This window comes from Amycolatopsis ultiminotia, assembly GCF_039536925.1.
Classification (GTDB): Bacteria; Actinomycetota; Actinomycetes; order Mycobacteriales; family Pseudonocardiaceae; genus Amycolatopsis; species Amycolatopsis ultiminotia.
Map to the genome: position 1 here is coordinate 39,661 of NZ_BAAAZN010000002.1, position 20,857 is coordinate 60,517.

At 70.8% G+C, this 20,857-nt stretch carries 16 protein-coding genes; 11 read left to right on the top strand and 5 right to left on the bottom strand.

The window, feature by feature from the left end:
* The first annotated feature begins 98 nt into the window (after positions 1–98).
* Positions 99–659 (top strand): TetR/AcrR family transcriptional regulator, encoded by a 561-nt coding sequence (locus tag ABD793_RS05155; protein WP_344855882.1) that lies wholly within the window; start codon positions 99–101, stop codon positions 657–659.
* 602 nt (positions 660–1,261) lie between these two features.
* On the top strand, positions 1,262–2,212 hold the full coding sequence (locus ABD793_RS05160; protein WP_344855884.1) for a DMT family transporter: 951 nt from the start codon (positions 1,262–1,264) through the stop codon (positions 2,210–2,212).
* Here ABD793_RS05160 and ABD793_RS05165 read toward each other — a convergent pair.
* On the bottom strand, positions 2,151–2,723 hold the full coding sequence (locus tag ABD793_RS05165) for a GNAT family N-acetyltransferase (protein ID WP_344855886.1): 573 nt from the start codon (positions 2,721–2,723) through the stop codon (positions 2,151–2,153). The two genes, ABD793_RS05160 and ABD793_RS05165, sit on opposite strands and share 62 nt — an antisense overlap.
* A complete protein-coding gene (locus ABD793_RS05170; protein ID WP_344855888.1) occupies positions 2,720–3,244 on the bottom strand; it encodes a YbaK/EbsC family protein in 525 nt (174 codons plus the stop codon). The genes ABD793_RS05165 and ABD793_RS05170 overlap by 4 nt, the downstream gene beginning before the upstream one ends.
* A 209-nt stretch (positions 3,245–3,453) precedes the next feature.
* Here ABD793_RS05170 and ABD793_RS05175 point away from each other — a divergent pair, with 209 nt between their 5' ends.
* Both ABD793_RS05175 and ABD793_RS05180 read left to right on the top strand, forming a co-directional pair.
* Positions 3,454–3,942, top strand: a complete 489-nt coding sequence (locus tag ABD793_RS05175; RefSeq protein ID WP_344855890.1) for an SAV_6107 family HEPN domain-containing protein — start codon at positions 3,454–3,456, stop codon at positions 3,940–3,942.
* Positions 3,932–4,699, top strand: coding sequence for a maleylpyruvate isomerase family mycothiol-dependent enzyme (locus ABD793_RS05180; RefSeq protein ID WP_344855892.1), 768 nt, complete (start codon positions 3,932–3,934; stop codon positions 4,697–4,699). Before ABD793_RS05175 ends, ABD793_RS05180 begins: the two co-directional genes overlap by 11 nt.
* Positions 4,700–5,770: 1,071 nt before the next feature.
* Here ABD793_RS05180 and ABD793_RS05185 read toward each other — a convergent pair.
* Entirely contained in the window at positions 5,771–6,715 is a 945-nt protein-coding gene (locus tag ABD793_RS05185; protein WP_344856837.1) for a methyltransferase, read from the bottom strand.
* Between the two features lie 233 nt (positions 6,716–6,948).
* Between ABD793_RS05185 and ABD793_RS05190 the strand changes: the two genes are divergently transcribed.
* Complete coding sequence (locus tag ABD793_RS05190) at positions 6,949–8,022, top strand: GNAT family N-acetyltransferase (RefSeq protein ID WP_344855894.1); 1,074 nt, start codon at positions 6,949–6,951, stop codon at positions 8,020–8,022.
* Positions 8,023–8,029: 7 nt separating this feature from the next.
* On the opposite strand, the gene def is transcribed toward ABD793_RS05190, so the two are convergent.
* Positions 8,030–8,530 (bottom strand): peptide deformylase, encoded by a 501-nt coding sequence (gene def / locus ABD793_RS05195; RefSeq protein WP_344855896.1) that lies wholly within the window; start codon positions 8,528–8,530, stop codon positions 8,030–8,032.
* Between the two features lie 751 nt (positions 8,531–9,281).
* Between def and ABD793_RS05200 the strand changes: the two genes are divergently transcribed.
* Both ABD793_RS05200 and ABD793_RS05205 read left to right on the top strand, forming a co-directional pair.
* The gene (locus ABD793_RS05200; protein WP_344855898.1) at positions 9,282–9,938 is read left to right on the top strand and encodes a response regulator transcription factor; all 657 of its coding nucleotides are present in this window, start codon (positions 9,282–9,284) and stop codon (positions 9,936–9,938) included.
* Positions 9,935–11,050, top strand: a complete 1,116-nt coding sequence (locus tag ABD793_RS05205) for a sensor histidine kinase (RefSeq protein WP_344855900.1) — start codon at positions 9,935–9,937, stop codon at positions 11,048–11,050. The genes ABD793_RS05200 and ABD793_RS05205 overlap by 4 nt, the downstream gene beginning before the upstream one ends.
* Positions 11,051–11,100: 50 nt before the next feature.
* Here ABD793_RS05205 and ABD793_RS05210 read toward each other — a convergent pair whose 3' ends face one another.
* Entirely contained in the window at positions 11,101–15,747 is a 4,647-nt protein-coding gene (locus tag ABD793_RS05210) for an ATP-dependent helicase (protein ID WP_344855902.1), read from the bottom strand.
* A 186-nt stretch (positions 15,748–15,933) separates the two neighbouring features.
* On the opposite strand from ABD793_RS05210, the gene ABD793_RS05215 reads away from it, so the two are divergent.
* The 4 genes from ABD793_RS05215 (at position 15,934) to ABD793_RS05230 (ending at position 20,831) form a co-directional block, all read left to right on the top strand.
* On the top strand, positions 15,934–17,757 hold the full coding sequence (locus tag ABD793_RS05215) for an Hsp70 family protein (RefSeq protein WP_344855904.1): 1,824 nt from the start codon (positions 15,934–15,936) through the stop codon (positions 17,755–17,757).
* Between the two features lie 34 nt (positions 17,758–17,791).
* The gene (locus ABD793_RS05220) at positions 17,792–17,986 is read left to right on the top strand and encodes a DUF3046 domain-containing protein (RefSeq protein ID WP_344855906.1); all 195 of its coding nucleotides are present in this window, start codon (positions 17,792–17,794) and stop codon (positions 17,984–17,986) included.
* 247 nt (positions 17,987–18,233) lie between these two features.
* On the top strand, positions 18,234–19,280 hold the full coding sequence (gene recA / locus ABD793_RS05225) for a recombinase RecA (protein WP_344855908.1): 1,047 nt from the start codon (positions 18,234–18,236) through the stop codon (positions 19,278–19,280).
* Positions 19,281–20,285: 1,005 nt separating this feature from the next.
* The gene (locus ABD793_RS05230) at positions 20,286–20,831 is read left to right on the top strand and encodes a regulatory protein RecX (RefSeq protein ID WP_344856839.1); all 546 of its coding nucleotides are present in this window, start codon (positions 20,286–20,288) and stop codon (positions 20,829–20,831) included.
* The last annotated feature ends 26 nt before the right edge of the window (positions 20,832–20,857 follow it).

A 20,857-nucleotide genomic window follows, 5' to 3' on the forward strand; every position in this document is an offset into this window, starting at 1 on the left:
GTCCTCCCGGTTCGGCCGAGTGAGGTCAACAGGTGTTGACTTGGAAGGTAGAGGCCCCGGCGAGCGATGTCAACAACTGTTGATTACCATGGTCCCCCATGAACCGGAGGACGCGCGACGCCGACGCCAGCAGGGCGTCGATCCTGGCAGCGGCCCGGGTGCAGTTCGGGGAGCACGGATTCGAGCGCACGACGATCCGTTCGGTCGCCGCGCAGGCCGGTGTCGACCCGGCGCTGGTGATGCGGTATTTCCGCAACAAGGACGGCTTGTTCGCCGCGATCTCCCGGCTGGACATCGTCCTGCCGAACCTGTCCGGCACGGCCCCCTCGCGCGCCGCCGACGCGCTGCTGCCGGTGTTCATCGACCTCTGGGGACCGGACGGGCCGTTCCTGCCGCTGCTGCGAGCGGCCACCTCGAACCCGGTGGCGGCCGAAGCGCTGCTGGAAGTCCTGACCGATCAGGTGACCCCGGCACTGGCCACCATCGCCGTCGACCGCCCTGCCGAACGAGCCGCTCTGGTCGGCGCGCAACTGCTCGGCGTCGCGGTGGCCCGCTATGTGCTGGGCACCCCGCCGCTGGCCACCATGGACGACGGCACGCTGATCGGCTGGCTGCGCCCCGTACTGGAGCACTATCTCGTCGACGACGTCCCCACCTGACCGGGGAGATGCGGCCGCTCACCCGGCGCACCTCGGCCGGGTGACTGCGTGCCCTTGGAGCGTCCTGCGATCGCCTGCCCGGCTGGATGGTGGGTGTCTGGGCCGCTGGCCGGGGATGCGGTGTTCGTGGCTCGCTCGGCAGGCCCCTCTACGGCTGCCGTGCGACGGGAAGCAGGTTCCGGGTGTCCTGGCTCTTTCGGCGGTGCGATGGGGTCGCAGCCCGCGTGCCCGGTCCGGTTGCGCAGTGTGCCGGTCCTGCCTGCCGGAGTCCTGACCGTGCTGAGCGGTGTGCCGGCTCTGCCGGTCACCGTCCCCGGCTCTGCCGGTCAGCGTGCCGGCCTGGCCCGTCCGGCAGGCCCCGCTTCCTTCGCACGGCCGTCCGGGCAAATCCGTTGGCTCCCTTCCAGGCTCCCGCTACACTCCCGCTCCATGCGTCGGATCTTGTTCGTCACCCCACCGCCGCGCGCCTGAGCGGGGTGGTCCTCGCCGCGTGTGCCGGATGGCCCGCGGCTGGTCGGTGACGCCGGAAAACGGTGTCGCCCGTGGAAAGCCGCCCCGCGTCGTCGATTTCCGGATTCCTTCGACGCAGGAGCGTTTTCCCGATGTCCGTTTCGTTTGTCCTGTCCTCGCGCGCCCGTTCGTCGGCCGCGCTCGTCGTGGCCGGGGTGCTGTGGGGGACCGGCGGTCTCTCCGGTGCACTGCTCGGCCAGCTCGCCGGGCTGCATCCACTCGCCGTTGCCACCTACCGGCTGTTGCTGGGTGGGGTCGCAGGTCTGTTGTATGTCGCCGTCACCGGTGGCCTGCGTACGCCGACCCGTGCTGCGCTACGCCGTCTGCTCGTCGTCGGCGGTTTGTTCGCCTTCTTCCAGGCCAGCTACTTCGCCGCAGTCTCACTCAGTTCCGTCAGCATCGCGACCATGACCACGATCGGCAGTTCGCCCATCGTGCTCGCGGTGGTTTCCGCCGTTCGCAGCCGTCGCGTGCCGCGGCCGTACACGCTCGTGTCGCTGGTCGGTTCGGTCGGTGGCCTGGTCTTGCTGCGTTGGTCAGCTGAGGCTCCGCACCTGGCGGGCATCGCGTTGGCGTTCCTCGCCGGAACGGGATTCGCCGTGCTGACCCTCGTTACCGCGAAACCGGTGCCCGGCCTGGATTCGATGGCCACCACGGCGTACGGCTGCCTGGTCGGCGGAGCGCTGCTGACGCCCGTTGCCGCGTATCTGGGCATGGCGTTGCCGCTGCACCTGGACGTGCTCTTCGTCGCTGCGTACTTCGGCATCGTGCCGACAGCTGCCGCCTACGCCGCGTACTTCCGTGGCCTCGCCGGCGCGCATCCGGTGCTCGGCGCGCTGTCCGCGCTGCTGGAACCGCTCACCGCGACGATCCTCTCGGTCGCCTTCCTGCACGAGCGGCTGAGCGCACCCGCCTTGACCGGCGCCGTACTGCTGGTGGCCGCGCTGGCCGTGGGCTACTGGCGGCCCGAACCGCGGTGCCCTAGTGCGGCTCCAGCGGCAGCGGCCTGCCGAGGATCGCGAACGGACGCGGGTCGCCGGTGAAGTGGTAGTCGCGCAGCACGTCGGTGAATCCGGTGCGGCGGTACAGGTTCCACGCCCGGTTGGTGCCTTCGGGCGTGGAGAGCAGCACGTTCTCCTTGGGGATGCCGTCGAGCAGCCGGCGCAGCAGGTCCTCGCCGATCTGCTTGCCCTGCTTCTCCGGGCGCACGTGGATCTCGGTGAGCTCGAAGTAGTCCGACAGCCACCGGTCGGCCTCCTCCTGGCCTGCCCGGCGGGTGAGGCCCTGGCGCACCTGCTCGTGCCACCACTGCCCGGCCCGGCCGTGATATCCGTAGGCGAGGCCGAGCAGCGCCCCGTCGGCGTCGAGGGCGGCCATGCACCGCCAGCCTTCGCGCAGCGCGTGGGTGAGCCACATCGGCGCGCGTTGCTCGGCCGTGCCCTCGGGATAGCGCATGGCGCTCACGTAGATGGCGAGCGCTTCGGGCAGCCGCGCGCGGAAGTCGTCGGGGGAGAACTGCACGTACCGGGAGCACCCTGAGGACATGGCGGTCACGGTCGTCCATCCTCCCCCTCGCCGGCGAGCGCGCCCGCGGTGCCCCCGGTGAGCTCGACGAGCCGGTCGAACGTGGTCGGGAAGATCGACTTCGGGTGCCCCGCCGCGGCCCACACCTCGGGATGCTCGCGCAACGCGGTGTCCACGAGCGTGACGATCGTGGCGGGGTGCCCGATCGGGGCGACGCCGCCGATCGCCTGCCCGGTGTGCTCCCGGACGAAGCCGGCGTCGGCTTTGCCCACTTCGGCCAAGCCGGCCAGCTCGGCCAGCCGGGACTCCCGCGCCCGGTGCGCGCCCGAGGTGAGCGCGAGCAGGGCCACCTCGGCGCCGCCGGTGGTACGGGCACGGAACACCAGGCTGTTGGCGATGGCGCCGACCGGTACCCCGAGCGCCTCCGCGGCCTGCGCGGCGGTGCGGACCTCGGCGGGCAGCATCCGCACGCGGTCGGCGGCGGAGTGCTGTCCTGCTTCGGCCAACGCGGCGGTGACCTTGGCGACAGCGGGATGGTCGTGGGAGCTCATGCGGTTATGAGACCACGCGACGGTGGCCGTGTCCCGCACCACGTCCCCGGATTCCGCCGCCGGGGTTGAGCGGACCCGCCACCGGAGCTACTCTGGAAAGCGTTCGAACAGACGTTCGATATCCGGTGGGAATGCACCGGCCCCGGCCCCGGGGTGGGGGAAGCGCCTCGGGACCGGGCCGGGCCCGCCTGAGCAGGAGGAGGGTCGTCATGTCGGTTTCGGTCGTGTCTTCCGCGGACCGTTCGCCCGGCCGTTCGTCCGACCATGGGCAGCCGCAGCTGCCGCTGTCCCTGCGCCCGCCGGCACCACCGGCCGCGGCCGCCCTGCTCACCCAGGCGAAACGCGGACTGGAGCACGCCGTGAACGAGCGGGACCCGGCCGAGCGCTTCATCACCGCCTACCTGGCGGCGTTGCGCGGGGCGGCGGCGGTGCTCGCGGTGCGCGGGCGTCCGCGCCGCGGCCGGGGCCGTCCGGCCAGCGGCTGGGTGCTGCTCGACGCGGTGGCGCCCGAGCTGCGGGAGTGGTCGGCGTTCTTCGCCGCCAACTCCGAAACCAGGGCTGCCGCCGAGGCAGGCATCACCGGCCGGGTCACCGCCGAATCGGCCACCGGGCTGGTGCAGGCCACCGGCCAGTTTCTCGAGCTGGTCCGCCGGGTCGTGCACGGTCTGGCGATCTCCGGCGAAGCCCATGTCGCATGAGCTCGGCACGGTCGACCACGGCCGGTTGCTCGAGGCGTTCCGGATCGAGGCCAGGCTGCTGGGGGAGGTGGCGCACACGGCGCCGCCCGACGCACCGGTACCCACCACTCCCGGCTGGACGCTGAGCGACCTGCTCCGGCACGTCGCAGGCATGCACCGGTTCGTGCTCGCGTGGCTGCGCGAGGGCCGCCGCCCCGAGCACTGGCAGCGCGGTCCGCGCCCGGACCAGTCCGTGTCCGTGTTCTACGAGTCGGGGCACGAGGAACTGGCCGCCGAGCTGGCCGGGCGCGATCCGGCCGCCCGCGCAGCCACCTGGTGGCCCGCCGACCCGACGTACGGTTTCTGGCGCCGCCGGGCCCTCCACGAAACCCTCGTGCACCGGGTCGACGCCGAACGCGTCACCGGTGGCGGCGAGCCCGAGGTGTCCGCCGATCTGGCCGCCGACGGCGTCGACGAGGCGCTCACCCTCTACTTCGGACACAAACTCACCACGATGGGCATTTCCGGAACCCGCCGCGGCACAGTGGGTTTCCGCACCGGTGGCCACAGCTGGATCGCCAGAGCAGGCCCTGGCGAGACAGAAGCCTGGCGCTGCGCACCCGCCGAGACCGACGCCGCAGACGCCGTGGTCACCGGCTCCGCACCGCAGGTCTACCTGTGGCTGTGGGGCCGCGCCCCGGTAACCACGACACACACCGAGGGAGACCACGAACTGGCCGCCCAAACCTGGGCATTGCTCCGCCTGGCCACCCGCTGAGCCGCCGAGCCGAGTCGCGGAGCCGTTGACTCGCTGAGCTGCCCGAGCCGCGGAGCTGACGAGCTGCCCGAGCTGCCGAGTCACTGACTCGTTGAGCTGCCGAGTGGCGGAGCTGACGAGCTGCCCGAGCTGGCGAGTCGCTGACTCGTTGAGCTGCCGAGTCGCTGAGCTGGCGAGCCAGAAAGCGGGGAAGCTTCCGCGATTCACCCACAGCACGGCAGCACCCTCCGGCACGCCACTTTGGTACGCGGCCTCTCGGTATGTCGCCTCGGTACCGATCTTCGGCAGGTCGCTTCGGTATTTCGCCTCAGCACCTCGCTTTGGAAACTCGCTTCGGCACAGCCTGCCTCGGCACAGCCTGCCTCGGCACAACCCGCCTCGGTATGGCCTGCTTCGGTATGGCCTGCTTCGGTACGGTCCGCCTTGGTACGGCCCGCCTTGGTACGGCCCGCCTTGGTACGGCTGGCTTCGGCGCAATTGGCCTCGTTGTGGCTTGCTTCGGCGCGGCCTGTTCCGGCGCAACCCATCTCGGCCCGGCCTTTTTGGTCTTGCTTCCTGCTTCGGCACTGCCGCCTTGGCGGATCCGCTTCGGTCCGGCCTGCTTTGGTACTGCTTTCCTTGGCCGACGGGCTTTGGTACTGCTCGCTTCTGTGCCTTCCTCGGCCGACCCGACGCAGCCCGTCCTGGTCCGTGACTTCCGTCGTCGCCATCCGCTGGCTCTCGTTGCACGGTTGCGCTGCGCAGAACCACCGGCAGCCGAATCGACCGGCGAGGCATCCCGCACGATCGCCTGTCGGACACGGCCGCTACGCGAGTACCCCGCCCGCCTAAGCACTACCACTCGCCGCCTGATTGCTCGGCGAGCATCGTCTTCTCCCGTATCGCGGAGGGGTGGGAGGTGCTGCGACACCGCGGCCGGATTGGCGTGTACCCGTGGGATGTCTTGGGGCTGAACGCTTGTGGTGGCGACCGGTGGTGTCGCGGGATGGTCCGGGGCCGAGCCGTTGTGCCGACCGGTCGGACGCTCCGCGTACACGAGAGCACCGGGTCCGTGCTGCGCCTACGGCCGGGTCAGCCGTCGGTGCGGCGGAATTCCAGCAGGCAGCGCTGATCGCTCAGGTCGGTCACGTGGTCGAGGGCCAGTCCGTGGGCGGAGGCGAGAGTGCGGAATTCGTCAACTCGTCGTTCGCGGCTGCCGAAGATCGTGAGCATTGCCAGGTCCATTGCGGTTTCCCCACGTCGTCCGCCGACCGGTTCGATGATCAGGACCCGGCCGGCCGGCCCGGCGGCCTCGACGCAGCGGCTCAGGATCCGGTGCGCGTGCTCGTCGTCCCAGTCGTGCAGGATGTCGGACAGCAGATAGGCCTCCGCCCCGGCCGGCAGCGGGTCGAAGAAGCTGCCGGCGCTCACGCGCGTCCGCTCGCTCAGACCGTGTGTGTGGAACGTGCGGGTGGCCGCGGCCGCGGTGGGATCGAGATCGACCAGGTGCCCGCGCATTCCGGGATGTGCCGCCAGTATCCCGGCGAGAACGGCACCGCGGCCACCGCCGACGTCGACCACGGTCGCGAACCGGCCCCAGTCGTAACCGGCGACGATCTGCGGAACCTGATCGTGGAACCGGTGCGCCATCTGCCGGTCGAACGATTCCCGCAGAATCGGCTGTTCGGCGAGATCCGCCCAGAAATCCTGCCCGTAACGGCGGGGGTAAGCCGCCTCGCCGGTGGTGACACTGTGCAGGAGTTCGGTGAACGCCAGCTCGGCCCGTCCGCCTGCCGCGTGCAGATCCAGAAGGTCGACCAGGCCGTTGCCCGCGTCCGCGCAGAGCGCCGCGCCGTAGCCGGTGGTCCGGTACCCGTCGGAACCGTGCCCGAGGACCCCGAGGGTGACCAGGTGTCCCAGCAGTAACTCGAGTGCGACCGGCGACGCCCCGAGTTCAGCCGCGAGGACGTCGCCGCCGACCGCCTCCGTGCGCAACCGATCCGGCAGCCCCAAGGTGACCGCGACCCGCAGAGCCATCGGCGTGGCCAGATCGGCGAGATCGCGGAGCGCAGCGCTGTTCTGTTCGTCCACGAAGATCAACGGTGGCACGGCTGTCAACCGAAAACCGGTGATCACGCCGGACTTCGCGTGCCCGCGGCGGACCGGCCGGGCCGGATGTTTCGCCCTGATCACGCAACCGGGGGGGAGCGCTGACAAGGGCGAAACACCCGGAGACAGGGCCGGTTACCTGTGCCGTGGACGGTGGGGACATGGAGACATTCCGAGTGCGGCCGGGACATGGCCAACCGGTCGAGGCGGAGCAGGCGGCGGCTTCGGCATGGCGGGTTCGGGTGCGGATGGACGACCGGCCGGGCACGCTCGCGCGCATCGCGATCCGGCTGGCCGACCTGGAGTGCAACATCCTCGGGCTCGCCGTGCTCCCGGTACCCGGCGGGGTACTCGACGAGATCGTGCTGCGTCCGGCGACCGGCTTGCCGAAGGAGTTGCTCCTCGACGCGATCCGGGACGAGGGGTGCGAATGCTCGGGAATCGTCGAGGCCGACGTGCACGAGCTGCGGGATCCGTCGACCGCCGCGCTCGCCGCCGCGCGGGAGGCGGTCGACGCGCCGGAGCGGCTCATCGACGTGCTGCGGCAGGTGCTGGCGGCCGATCTGGTCACGCGCGTTCCGTCGGCGGAGGCCAACCCCGGCCGTACCGAGGGCGGACATCGGGCCGTTTTCCCGGTCGGCGCGGGGAAATCGCTGGTTGTTCGGCGGCGGTGGGCGCCGTTCGTCGATCTCGAACTCACCCGCGCGGCCGCGCTGGTCGACTTGCTCACCGCGGCGCGGAACAACGTGGCAGGCGCCGTCGTGCTCGACCGCCCGGACGGTGCCGCGGTGATCCTGCGCCGCGGGACCCCGCGGGACACCGACGCCGTGGTCGCCTTGCACCAGCGCTGTTCGAGCAGAACGCTGTTCAGCCGTTACCACACCGGGGTTCGGACGGTGCCGCGAAGATGGCTGCACAAACTGCTCACGCCGCCGAGGGGTGTGAGCGTGCTCGCGGTCTGCGGCCGGGACGTGCTGGGACTGGGTCAGCTGATCCCGCAGCCCGATCGGACCGCCGAGATCTCCCTGCTCGTCGAGGACTCCTGGCAGCGCCAGGGAATCGGCACCGCGTTGCTTTCACGGCTCGCCGTGGTGGCCGAGTCCATGGCGATCACGGAACTCACCGCGATCCGGCTCCCCGGCGACGACGCGATGATCCGCACCGCCACGCGCGCCGGCCTGCGCCCGATCCCGATGCCGGGTGACCTCGTGACGGTACGGCTGCCCTTGCCGTGACGGGTGTTCAGCGGTTCCAGAACCAGTCCTTGCCGCGTGCTTCGCGCAGGGCCTGCTTCTTCCGCTCGGCGGTGAGCCGGTCGAGGTAGAGCTTGCCGTCGAGATGGTCGGTTTCGTGCTGGAGGCACTGCGCCAGCACGTCGACGCCTTCGACCTCGATCGGCTCGTTGCGCAGATCGACTCCGCGCACCACGGCGTGCTTCGCCCGTACGGTGGGGTACCACAGCTCCGGCACGGACAGGCAGCCCTCGCCGATCTCGTGCGTCTCCTCGGAAAGGTGGGCGATCTCCGGGTTGATCACGTACCCGCTCAGCCCGCCGACGTCGTAGCTGAACACCCGCAGCCCCACCCCGATCTGCGGTGCTGCGAGCCCCGCACGGCCCTCCGGCTGCACGCTGTCCAGCAGGTCCTTCACCAGTGCCTCGATCTTGCCGTCGAAGGAGGTCACCGGGTCGCAGACGGACTTCAGCACCGGGTCACCGAAGTAGCGCAGCTCGCGCATAGCCATGTTCGAACGTCCTTATGTCACCGTGGGCCCCGCAGAGTCTAGTGACCACCCCCCGGCACCCGGCGAGGGTCGCCGGAATGCCCGTGCGACCGGCGATGGCGCGGGTCGGCCGGCGCGCCGGGAGGACGTCGTGGTCGAAGCCGGCCGAGCGCCGTTGCCGGGCGGGACGGCCCGCCCGGCAACGGGTGGGTCAGCGTCCGGCGTGCTGCGCCGGTGCACCCGGTGCACCCGGTACGCTCGGTCCGCCGTTGCCGGGCAGCCCTGGCAGTCCCGGCAGGTCGGAGCCGCCTGGGCCACCGGGCGCGCCCGGGACCCCGTCCAGCGCCGGCACGCCAAGCTGGCAAGGCACGTCCGTGGCGGCGAAAAGACGTTCCGGAGACCCGAGGGGTGCCCCAGGGGTGGTTTCTACCGGCGATGCTCCGGTGCCGCCGGGCACACTCGAGCCGCTGCACGTCAGCGACGGGGCGTTTTCCGCGGCGGAGGCCGGGGACACCAGCACGGCGAGCCCGGAGGCCGCCAGACCCGCCAAGGTGAGCGAGCCCAGGACACGAGACAATTTCATGGCATTACTCCCATATTCGGATTCCTGGTTTCCGGCCGGACGCCGGAACCAGGGAAAGCGTGCCTGCTCGGGTATCAGCTGAGCGCCAGCCGTCGCCTTATCCTTTTCTTAGCGAAAAAAGTGGCTCTTTCTTGCCCCTAAGTCCCTCACTGCCGGCTCGGCGCGTACCGGATGTGGTAACGATGTCTCGTGCGCATTCTGGTGGCTGAGGACGACCGCATGCTGGCGGATGCGGTGGGTGAGGGCCTGCGGGACCACGATCTGGCCGTGGATGTGGTCTACGACGGCGCCGCCGCGCTGGAACGGTGCGAGATCACCGACTACGACGTGGTGGTACTCGACCGCAATCTGCCGGCGGTGCACGGTGACGAGGTGTGTCGTGCACTGGCCGACGGCCAGGCGGCGACCAGGGTGCTGTTGCTCACGGCCGCCGCGACGGTCCCGGATCGCGTTTTCGGGCTCGAGCTCGGCGCGGACGACTACCTGCCGAAACCGTTCGCCTTCACCGAGCTCATCGCACGGGTCCGCGCGCTCGGCCGCCGCAGCAGGCTGGCCGCGCCACCGGTACTGGAACGGGCGGGCGTCGTCCTCGATCCGGCAAGGCACCGGGTGATCCGCCACGACCGCCTGGTTTCGCTGACCAAGAAGGAATTCATCGTGCTCGAGGAACTACTTCGAGCGAACGGCTCGGTGGTGTCGGCGGAGGAACTCCTGGAACGCGCGTGGGACGAGAATGTCAATCCGTTCACCAACGCGCTCCGGGTGACTATGACCGGACTCCGGCGGAAGCTGGCGGAACCCCCGGTGATCGAGACCGTCGCCGGGGTGGGGTACCGGATCCCGTGAAACGCTGGACCCTGGGTGCTCGTCTGACGCTCATCTACACCGTGCTCACGGCGGTCACCGGCGCGGCGCTGCTCGGTCTGACCCTGCTCCTGGCTAGTTCGGTGCTTCCGGAGGAAGGGGTCAAGGGGCAGCTGGCTCTCGGTCCGGGCCACGCCGATGCCGCCAGCTCGTTCCCGAAGGACACGGAGATCGTCGACCTCCGCGCCGCCGTCCAGGATTCGTTGGTACGGACCGGTGCTGTCGCTTTGCTGGCCGCGGCGGCAGTGGCCGCGCTGCTGGGATGGTTCATGGCCCGGCGCGCGCTGCGCCCGGTCCGGCACATCACCGCCACCGCGCAGCAGGTGGCCGACCAGGACCTCGGAACTCGGATCCAGATGTCCGGCCCGGACGACGAGATCAAGGAGCTCGCCGACACGTTCGACCGGATGCTGGCCCGCCTGGAATGGTCGTTCGCCGGGCAACGCAGATTCATCGCGAACGCCGCCCACGAACTGAAGACGCCCGTGGCCGGCCAGCGCGCGGTCGCCGAAGTGGCCGTCGCTCACCCCGGCGCACCTGCCGAGACCGTTGCGCTGGGACGCAAATTCCTGGTCAGCACCGCGCATCAGCAGCGTTTGCTGGACAGCCTGCTGGCACTGGCCCAGAACCCCGGGACCGTGGCAGAGAGCGACGTCGTCGACCTCGCCCAGCTCACCGGCGAGATCGTACGGGCACATCCGGGACACGGGATCGAGGTGCGGGAAGACTTCGACTCGGCCGAGGTCCGCGGCGACCCGGTGCTGCTCGAGCAGCTCGTCCGCAATCTCGTCGACAACGCGTTCCGGTACAACACGCCCGAAGGTTGGTTGTCCGCGCGCACAGCCCGGTCGGCCGACACCGGGGAGTGCGTGCTCGAGATCGCCAACACCGGAGCACCGCTCGGCCAGGACGACGCCACCCGGCTGTTCGAGCCGTTCCTTCGGTTGTGCCTCGATCACCCGTCCCGGCCGCCCGGCTCCGGTCTCGGCCTGTCGGTCGTCCGCGCGATCGCCGAAGCACACGGTGGTTCGGCGACCGCCCGGCCACGGGACAGCGGTGGGCTCATGGTCGAGGTGCACCTACCGGCGGCGTGACCGGACCATCGCGGCCGGCTCTCGGCCGGTGGCGAGTTGCGTATCGGTGGTCAAGCGCGCAAACGGAGTCCCTTCGGCGTTGCCCGGAAACCGGCCTCCCGGAGGATTTCGGCCAGCTCGGAGGTCAGGGCGTGTTCGCCGTCCGCGCGCTGGACGGCCAGCTGGCCCAGCCAGCCCTCTCGCACGGCGGTGGACAGGGCGGCCGCGGCGGCTTGCAGAGGCGCTCGTTCCTCGGTGAAGCTCAGCAGGGAACGGCCGCCGCGTTCGACGTACAACGCGGGCAGTCCGTCGACCAGGACGGCCAACGCGCCCGCTTTGCGTGCCGGACGGTGTTTCGTGTCCCCTGTCGCGGCGGGCCACTGCAGCGCGGCGCCGTACGGCTGCGCCGGATCCGCGGCGGCGAGGACCACCGCACTGCCTCGTCCACGGTCAGTGGAGGAGGCCGGCCCGGACAGCGCACGCAGCCGGTCGACGGCGCCCTTGGCGGCGAACTGGGCCGCACCGAGGCCCTCGACCACGTAGCCGCGCACGACCTGGCCGGTGTCCTCCATCCCGCGCAGGACCTTGTAGATGCCGGAGAATCCGCCGGTGACCCGTTCGGTGTCGAGAGCCCCGCGGGTGAGTACGCCGTGCCGTTCGAGAAATGCCTCGGTGCGAGCGTGCGCGCGACGGGTCGGGTCGGTTTCGCGGACCGGCGTGCGAGCCCATCGGCCGGCCGCGGTGGGCGGGCCGGTGCGGGACGGCATCGCGGGCCGGCCCGCTCGCATGCGGGCGTAACGGCCCCGCGGCGCCGACCGTCGTGGTTTGTGCGCGCCGTGCCCGGCGACCTGGGCCCGCAGCGGTGCGAGCGTGTCGCCGGTGACCAGCCCGGCCCACACCAGGTCCCACAGCGCCGACACCACGTCACCGTCGTTCGGCGGGGTTTCCAACGCGGGTGCGACGCGGTCCACGAGCTGCCGGAAGAACAGCGCCCCACCTTCCAGCGCCACCACGATCGCCTCGTGCAGCGGACTGTCCGGCGGGTTCTCCTCCACCTCGGGCAGCAGCAGGTCCGCGACGTCGGAGGGCGCCAGCGCCAGCCAGCCGTCCCCGCCGGAGAGCGCGCCGCACCCCGCCCAGGTCACCTCACCGGCCGCGGTGAGCTCGTCGAGCAGCGCCGGCGAGTATCCGGGCAGCCGGCTCGGCAGGATCAGCGATTCCACGGCACTGGCCGGCAACGGCGCACCGGCCAGCTGCTCGACCACCGACAGCACATCGTCGGCGGTCGGCGCGGACCGCACCCGCGCGCCGATCCCGTGCCACGAGGGCAGGAACCGGCCCAGCACCTCGGGTTCCACGGGTTCGACCTCGGCCCGCAGCCGCGCCAGCGAGGCCCGCCGCAGCCTGCGCAGCACTGCGGCGTCGCAGTACTCGACGCCGACGCCGTGGGTGTCTGGGTGCCCGACCGGGCTCAGCTCGCCGCGCACCAGCCTGCCCTCGCCGGTCAACCGGTCGAGCACCCCGGTGACCACGGCCGTGCCCAGCCCGAACCGGGTCGCCGCGGCCGCCGCGCTGAACGGGCCGCGGATGCGCGCGTAACGGGCAAGCAGGTCGCCCAACGGGTCCGCGACCGGTTCGGTGAACGCCTCGGGCACGCCCACCGGCAGCGCGGCCCCCAGCGCGTCCCGCACCCGCCCGGCGTCCTCGATCGCCAGATACCGCTCCTCGCCGGCAATGCGGACCTCGATCGCTCTCCGTGCCGAGACGAGCTCCGCCAGCCACTCCGGCCGGATCCCGCGTGCCGAAGCCTCCACTGTGGACAAATCGCCGAGGAACCGCAGCAGATCCGCTGCATCCTCCTCGGACCGGGCGAGCCGCTCCGGATCGAGCCGTTGCAACGACCGTTCGACCTCGGCCACCGCCTCCGGATCGAGCAGTTCGCGGATCGCCTCGGTGCCCAGCAATTCGGCGAGCAGCGCGGAATCCAGTGACAGCGCGGCCGCCCGCCGTTCGGCCAGCGGCGCGTCCGTCTCGTACAGGAACATGCCGACGTAGCCGAACAGCAGGCTCCGCGCGAACGGGGACGCGGCCGGCGTCTCCACCTCGACCAGCCGCACCTTGCGTGTCCGGACGTCCGTCATCAGCTCCCGCAGGCCGCCTACGTCGTAGACGTCCTGCAGGACCTCGCGCATGGCCTCCAGTACGACCGGGAACCGTTCGTACTTCGCCGCCACCGACAACAGCTGCGACGCCCGCTGCCGCTGTTGCCACAACGGGGTGCGCCGCCCGGGATCCCGCCGCGGCAGCAGCAGCGAACGGGCCGCGCATTCCCGGAACCGGGCCGCGAACACCGCCGAACCACCGACCTCCGCGACGATCAGCTGCTCGACCTCGTCGGGATCGAGCAGCACGTCGTCGGAGCCGATGGTGACCTCACCGCCGTCCGCGTCGAGTGCGTCGGGCAACCGCAGCACGATCCCGTCGTCGGAGTGCGCGACCTGCGCGTCGACCCCGCGGTTTTCCCGCAGCCGGGCCGCGATCGCCAACGCCCACGGTGCGTTGACCTGCGCACCGAACGGCGAGTGCAGCACGATCCGCCAGTCGCCCAGTTCGTCGCGGTAGCGCTCCAGCAGGATCGTGCGGTCGTTCGGCACGTGCCGGGTCGCCGCTTTCTGTTCCTCCAGGTACGCCAGCAGGTTGTCGCACGCCTTACGGTCGAGACCGGCCGCCGCGGCCCGGTCGCGCGCGGCTGCCGAGTCCGAAGTGGACAGTTCGCGGACGAACGCACCCAGTGCCCGCCCCAGCTCCAGCGGCCTGCCTGCTGCGTCGCCCTTCCAGAACGGCATCCGGGCCGGCTGGCCCGGTGCCGGGACCACGAGCACCCGGTCGTGCGTGATGTCGGTGATCCGCCACGACGAGGTGCCGAGCAGGATCGTGTCGCCGACCCTCGATTCGTAGACCATCTCCTCGTCGAACTCGCCGACCCTCGATCCGGACTTGCCCTCTTCGCCCGGCGTCATCACGGTGAACAACCCGCGGTCGGGGATCGTGCCGCCGGAGGTGACCGCGAGCCGCTGCGATCCCGGCCGTCCGCGCAGTTCGCCGGCGACCCGGTCCCAGGTGATCCGCGCGCGCAGCTCACCGAACTCCTCGCTCGGATAACGCCCGGCGAGCATGTCGAGCACGGCGTGCAGTGCGTCGTCCGGCAGCGCGGTGAACGGCGCTGCCCGGCGTACCAGCGAAGCGACCTCGGGCACCGTCCACGATTCGAGCGCCACCATCGCGACCACGTGCTGGGCCAGCACGTCGAGCGGGTTGCGCGGGTAGCGCACGGCTTCGATCGCGCCCTCCGCCATCCGCTCCGCGACCACCGCGCAGGACACCAGGTCGCCGCGGAACTTCGGGAACATCACGCCGGACGACACGGCGCCGACCTGGTGCCCCGCCCGGCCGACGCGCTGCAGTCCGGAGGCGACCGTCGGCGGCGCCTCGATCTGCACGACCAGGTCCACCGCGCCCATGTCGATGCCCAGCTCGAGCGACGACGTGGCCACCACGCACGGCAGCCGTCCGGACTTCAGCTCCTCTTCGACGTGCGTGCGCTGCTCGCGCGACATCGACCCGTGGTGTGCCCGTGCGATCACCGGCGCCGCACCCGTGGTGAGTCCGGACTGGCCGATCGCCTCGGCCGGGAAATCGCTGCCTGCGGGCAGTTCGGTCTGTTCGGCGGCCAGCTCGTTGAGCCGGGCGGTGAGCCGTTCGGTGAGCCGCCGCGAATTGCCGAACACGATGGTCGAGCGGTGTGCCTGGATCAGCTCCAGCACCCGTTCTTCGACCGCAGGCCAGATCGACGGCCGCCGCACTTCCGCACCGTCGGTCTCCTCGTTGCGGCCGCCTTCGGACGGCAGTTGCGACAGAGAAGTGAGCTCTTCGAGCCGCTCCATCGGTGACGGTGCCGGGCCGTCGAGGTTCGCCATGTCCTCGACCGGCACCTCCACTCGCACCTGGATCGTCTTGGCGAGTTTCGGCTGCACCACGGTGACCGGACGCCCGCCCGCGAGGAACGCGCTGACCTCGTCGACCGGGCGGACCGTCGCGGACAGTCCGATCCGTTGCGCGGGCCGCGGCAGCAGCGTGTCGAGCCGTTCCAGCGACAGCGCGAGGTGCGCCCCGCGCTTGCTGCCGGCGACCGCGTGCACCTCGTCGACGATGACCGTCTCGACGCCCTTCAGCGATTCGCGCGCCGACGAGGTGAGGATGAGAAACAGCGACTCCGGGGTGGTCACCAGCACGTCCGGCGGGGTCTTGCCGAACGAACGACGTTCGGCCGCGGTGGTGTCCCCGGTGCGCATGCCGACCTCGATCTCCGGCGCGGGCAGCCCGAGCCTGCGGGCCGACTGGGAGATCCCGGCCAGCGGCGCGCGCAGATTGCGCTGCACGTCGACGGCCAGCGCTTTCAGCGGCGAAACGTAGAGGATCCGGCACCGTTCCCGAGGGCTCGGCGGCGGTGGTTCCACCGACAGCCGGTCCAGCGCCCAGAGGAACGCGGACAGCGTCTTGCCGGACCCGGTGGGCGCCACGACCAGGGCATGTTGCCCGGCGTGCGCGGCCCGCCAGGCCCCTTCCTGCGCCGCGGTCGGGGCGGCGAAGGCCCCGGCGAACCAGGTGCGGGTCGCCGGGGAGAAGAGGTCGAGGACGTCTGGTGCCACGTCGTCCATGATGCGCGGCACCCCCGACAATTTCCGGGCCCCGGTCGCCGCACCCGGGCCGAACAGCCCTCGTGTGGGTGACCTGGCCGGTGGTTCGCCGGGTGTTGCCTGCGTCGCGTTTCCCGGGTCCGCCCGCACGGTGACCGGGCTCGTGGCAGCATCTGCGCCAGCACTGTCACGACGAGGGGGAGTTCTGTGCGGATCCTGTCGGTGGACCTCGGGACGTCCAACACCGTCGCCGTCCTTTCGGCGCACGGCAGGCCGCCGCGCGTCGTGGAGGTGGACGGATCGGCCAACATGGCGTCGGCCGTCTACGCAGGCGAAGACGGCACGCTCATGGTCGGCCGCGACGCCGAGCGCCGCGCGCGGCTCGACCCGACCCGGTTCGAACCCAACCCCAAACGCCGGATCGACGAGCAGACGCTGCTGCTGGGCACCGACGTCGTACCCGTCAACGCGGCGCTCGCCGCGGTCCTGCGCCGGGTGCTGGACGAGACCACCCGCCAGCTCGGTGGCGACCAGCCTGACGAGGTACGGCTCACACACCCCGCGCAATGGGGCCCGGTGCGGCGCAACGTGTTGTTGTCGGCTGCCCGGCTCTCCGGGATCCGCGGGAACCTCGTACTCGTGCCCGAACCTGTCGCCGCCGCGGCGCACTTCGCCTCCTACCCCGGGCACGCACTGGCGCCGGGACAGGCGCTTGCGGTGTACGACCTCGGCGCGGGCACTTTCGACGTCGCCGTCGTGGGCGCGAACCAGAACGGGTACACCGTGCTCGCCGAAGACGGTTTGCCGGACCTCGGTGGTCTCGACGTGGACCAAGCGCTGATGGTGCACGTCGGACGCGAGGTGTCGCATTCGGATCCGCAGCGCTGGCAACGGCTCCTGCGCCCTGAGTCCACTGCGGACCGCCGTACCCGGCGTGCGCTGCAGGAAGACGTGAAGGCCGCGAAGGAAGCACTGTCGCGGCATCCGCAGACCGAGGTGCCCATGCCGGAGCCGTTCAAGGACGTGCTCGTCACGCGCGGTGAGCTCGAAGGCCTGGTACGCCCGGCGATGCTGCGCAGTGTGGAGCTGCTTTCGCGGACACTGCGTTCTGCCGGGCTCACGCAGGACCGTCTCGCGGGTATTTACCTCGTCGGTGGTTCGAGCCGGCTGCCGCTGGTCGGATCGATGATCGCGGAGAAGCTCGGCGTCGTACCCGCGAGCCTCGACCAGCCGGAGACCGCCGTGGCGCTGGGCGCACAGCACGTCGCTCGAGACGGGCTGTCGATGCGTACGCAGAACGTGGAGGGACAGGTCGCTTCGGGCGCGTACGTGCCTCCTGCAGGTCCTCCGCCGAGCAGCTATCCCGCGTACGCGCCGCCTGCACCTTCATTCCCCTCGGGACCGGCTCCGTCCAACTTTCCGACGTACTCGCCCGCCGCGCCGGAGAAGCCGGAGAAGAACCGCCGTACGAAGCTGTGGATCGGCATTGCCGCTGCTGTGGTGGTGTTGCTCGCTGCGGGGCTCACGGTGTTCTTCACAACCAGCTCGTCAGTGCAGACGTATACCGCTGACCAGTGCCGTACGCCGGGGCAAACCGACTCGTCCGGGCTGACCGACTGTATGCGTCAGCTTGCCGGGAAGGTCGCCGATTCGGGCGGCTGTCGTGCCGGTACCGGCAACGGGCCGGCAGCTCCACCGAAGAGCCTCGGTGCCACCGTGACGTGCGCTGCGCCGGGCAGGGCGGGCACGCAGGTGACCTACATCCACGGACAGTCGGCAGCGGAACTGAAGACCTATACCGACGGGTTGCTCACCTCGGCGGGCGGTGACCGGATCGAGGCGGACTGGAAGGGCAACGACCTGCAGGGGCACTACTCCTCGGCGGCCGGGCGGACGTCTGCGGTGCTTGTGTTCGCGGTACAGGACCGGCCGCTCGTCGGGTTCATCTACCAGGTGAATTCCGGGGACCAGGCGACCACGCCGAGTGCGCTCGCCGACTACTTCGAGCAGAACGTCCAGCCGGGGGAGTGACCCCGGTCCCGGCACGGGAGCTAGCATTCGGCCGATGCGTATCACGGTGTTCCGGCGGCTGATGGCCGAAGAGTTCGGGGCCGGTCGCGCCGATGTGCTTTCCCAGGACCACGTGTTCAGCGGGCTCGACGGCCGGACGGTCGAGCAGGCACTGACCGCGGGGGTCCCGGCCAAGGAAATCTGGCGTGCGGTCTGCGCCGCGTTCGACGTTCCGCCCGAGCGGCGCTGACCTGCGGTTTCTCTCGCAGGTCCGGTCGGGGCCGGCGAAAAAGACCAGCGCGCGGGCGTGTCGGTGCCGGGCTCGAACACCTGTTCGTCTAGGGTGTTGTCCACAACCGGGCCGGCGATCCACAGATCGGCCGCCGCGCCCGGAATTGTCGGTCCCGCCCCGTAGCGTCGGACCGGAACGGAGTTTGACCCCCGGACAAGCTCGATCTGGACAACCGAACAAGACCCAACCAGCGAGGTGGACTTCCATGCCAGCAGCACCCGACAAGGACAAGGCGCTCGAGCTCGCCCTTGCGCAGATCGACAAGCAGTACGGCAAGGGTTCGGTGATGCGCCTCGGCGAGGACAGCCGTCCGCCCATCGCCGTGATCCCCACCGGTGCGATCGCACTGGACGTCGCGCTCGGCATCGGCGGACTGCCGCGCGGCCGGGTCGTCGAGGTCTACGGCCCGGAGTCCTCCGGTAAGACCACGGTCGCCCTGCATGCGGTGGCCAATGCGCAGCGGGGCGGCGGGATCGCCGCGTTCATCGACGCGGAGCACGCGCTCGACCCGGAGTACGCGAAGGCGCTCGGCGTCGACACCGACGCGCTGCTCGTCTCGCAGCCGGACACCGGGGAGCAGGCGCTCGAGATCGCCGACATGCTGATCCGCTCCGGCGCGCTCGACATCCTGGTCATCGACTCCGTCGCGGCACTCGTGCCGCGGGCCGAGATCGAGGGCGAGATGGGTGATTCGCACGTCGGCCTGCAGGCCCGCCTGATGAGCCAGGCACTGCGGAAGATCACCGGTGCGCTGTCCAACTCCGGTACCACCGCGGTCTTCATCAACCAGCTGCGTGAGAAGGTCGGCGTGATGTTCGGCTCGCCGGAGACCACCACCGGTGGCAAGGCGCTGAAGTTCTACGCGTCGGTCCGGCTCGACGTACGCCGCATCGAGACCCTCAAGGACGGTGGCGAGGCCGTCGGCAACCGCACCCGGGTCAAGGTCGTCAAGAACAAGGTGGCACCGCCGTTCAAGCAGGCCGAGTTCGACATCCTCTACGGCCAGGGGGTGTCCCGCGAGGGCTCGCTCATCGACATGGGCGTGGACCAGGGCATCCTGCGCAAGTCGGGCGCCTGGTACACCTACGAGGGCGACCAGCTCGGCCAGGGCAAGGAGAATGCCCGCCGCTTCCTGCGCGACAACCCGGACATCGCCAACGAGGTCGAGAAGCGCATCAAGGAGAAGCTCGGTATCGGTCCGCAGCTCGACGCCGAGGTCGTCGAAGCAGTGCCGGCACCGGTCGACTTCTGACCGGCCGCCGCTTGCGCCGGTGCCCTTTCCGGCAGCGCTGACTGCTCGTGGCGGTGCACTTTCCGCCGACCTGACCGAGAACGCCGGGCGATGCACGCTTTACGCCGGGCCACCTTCCGACGCGCTGGCCGAGAGCGCCGGGGCGGGTGCCTTGGCACGCTCCGGGTACAAGATGGCCGGTCGGCTTCCGGTGGCGCGCCGACCGTTCGTGGCGGTGCACCTTCGGCCGGTCGGTCGAGTGTGCCGGGTAGGACGTCTTGCCTTGGGCGGGCTTTCCGGCTGCTGGACGTTCGCGGCGGGTCACTTTCCGGCGCGCCGGCCGAGAGCGTCGAGGTGCACGTCGTGCGCCAAGGTCGCCTGCCGGTGGCGCTGGCTGCTCGTGGCGGTGCACTTTCCGCTGGGTCGGTCGAGTGTGTCGGGGTGGGTGCCTGCGCCGGGTGGCTTTCCGGCAGCGCTGGCCGCTCGTGGCGGTGCACCTTCCGGCGCGTTGGCCGTGAGTGCCGGGCCTTGCATCGGTGAGGGCTGACGGCAGCGGCCGACCTGGTAACCGGGGTTGCCGGTTGGTCGGTGCGCCGGTGTGCGCGGGGTCAGGGGCGGTAGCCCTGGTCGGTGGGCCAGCCTGGCGGGCCGGTGTTCGTCCCGTGGGCGATGGGGCGGGCTGACTGGGTCGGCGGATGGTCTCTGCGTTGCGTGCGAGCGGGCCTGCGGTGTGAAGCCGGTCGGCTCTCGCGTCGTGGTGGGGATGCCGGTCGGTCCTCGCGCCGTGGCGGCTGCGGTGATGGCTCGTGTTGCGCGGGGGAGTCGGTGCCGATGTGCTGGGCCGGTGTGGGCTTCGTCGCGGTGAAGCGGTGTGGGCTCGCTGTGGAGCGTCGTGTCGGCGTGGCGGTGATTGGCGTTGGCCGGTCATGGTGACGGCAGTGTGGTCGTGTGAAGCTCGGGCGGCGACGTCGGTGGTGTCGTGATCAGGGTGCCGCCTGGCGGTGCCGGGAAGTGGGGAGTGAAGCCGTGGCGAGGGCGCCGAAGGTCGAGCCGGCGGAGTTGCCGCCGGAGGAGCGGGCCAAGAAGGCCAAGGAGATCTGTTTCGACCTGCTCGCGGCGCGGCCGCGTACGGTCGACGAGCTGCGGCAGACGTTGCGGCGCAAGGGATTCGACGACGAGACCGTGGAAGAACTGCTGGGCAAACTCGATCGCTCGGGGCTCGTGAACGACGCCGAGTTCGCCGAGACGTGGGTCCGCAACCGGCACGCACACCAGGGCCTGTCCCGCACGGCGCTCGTCGCGGAACTGCGGCGCAAAGGTGTCGACGAGGAGATCGCGAACCAGGCCGCGGAGGAAGTCGATCGGGAATCCGAAGAGGAACGGGCACGGGAACTCGTGCGCAAACGTCTCGGCTCGCTCGGCTCCGTCGACGAGCAGACCGCGATTCGCCGGCTGCTCGGATTCCTCGCCCGCAAGGGCTACCCGCAAGGCCTCGCCTACACCGTGATCCGCGACGAACTCCGCACCTACGGCGCCGAATCCGCACTCCTCGACGACGTCACCCTCGACTGACCGCCTCCCGCCCGAACGAGCGCCCC

Excerpts from the sequence above, each read along its gene's own strand:
- ABD793_RS05155 (WP_344855882.1), top strand. The coding sequence starts at position 99 with ATGAACCGGAGGACGCGCGACGCCGACGCCAGCAGGGCGTCGATCCTG.
- ABD793_RS05160 (WP_344855884.1), top strand. The coding sequence starts at position 1,262 with ATGTCCGTTTCGTTTGTCCTGTCCTCGCGCGCCCGTTCGTCGGCCGCG.
- ABD793_RS05170 (WP_344855888.1), bottom strand. The coding sequence starts at position 3,244 with ATGAGCTCCCACGACCATCCCGCTGTCGCCAAGGTCACCGCCGCGTTG.
- ABD793_RS05175 (WP_344855890.1), top strand. The coding sequence starts at position 3,454 with ATGTCGGTTTCGGTCGTGTCTTCCGCGGACCGTTCGCCCGGCCGTTCG.
- ABD793_RS05180 (WP_344855892.1), top strand. The coding sequence starts at position 3,932 with ATGTCGCATGAGCTCGGCACGGTCGACCACGGCCGGTTGCTCGAGGCG.
- ABD793_RS05185 (WP_344856837.1), bottom strand. The coding sequence starts at position 6,715 with ATGGCTCTGCGGGTCGCGGTCACCTTGGGGCTGCCGGATCGGTTGCGC.
- ABD793_RS05190 (WP_344855894.1), top strand. The coding sequence starts at position 6,949 with ATGGAGACATTCCGAGTGCGGCCGGGACATGGCCAACCGGTCGAGGCG.
- def (WP_344855896.1), bottom strand. The coding sequence starts at position 8,530 with ATGGCTATGCGCGAGCTGCGCTACTTCGGTGACCCGGTGCTGAAGTCC.
- ABD793_RS05210 (WP_344855902.1), bottom strand. The coding sequence starts at position 15,747 with ATGGACGACGTGGCACCAGACGTCCTCGACCTCTTCTCCCCGGCGACC.
- ABD793_RS05220 (WP_344855906.1), top strand. The coding sequence starts at position 17,792 with ATGCGTATCACGGTGTTCCGGCGGCTGATGGCCGAAGAGTTCGGGGCC.
- recA (WP_344855908.1), top strand. The coding sequence starts at position 18,234 with ATGCCAGCAGCACCCGACAAGGACAAGGCGCTCGAGCTCGCCCTTGCG.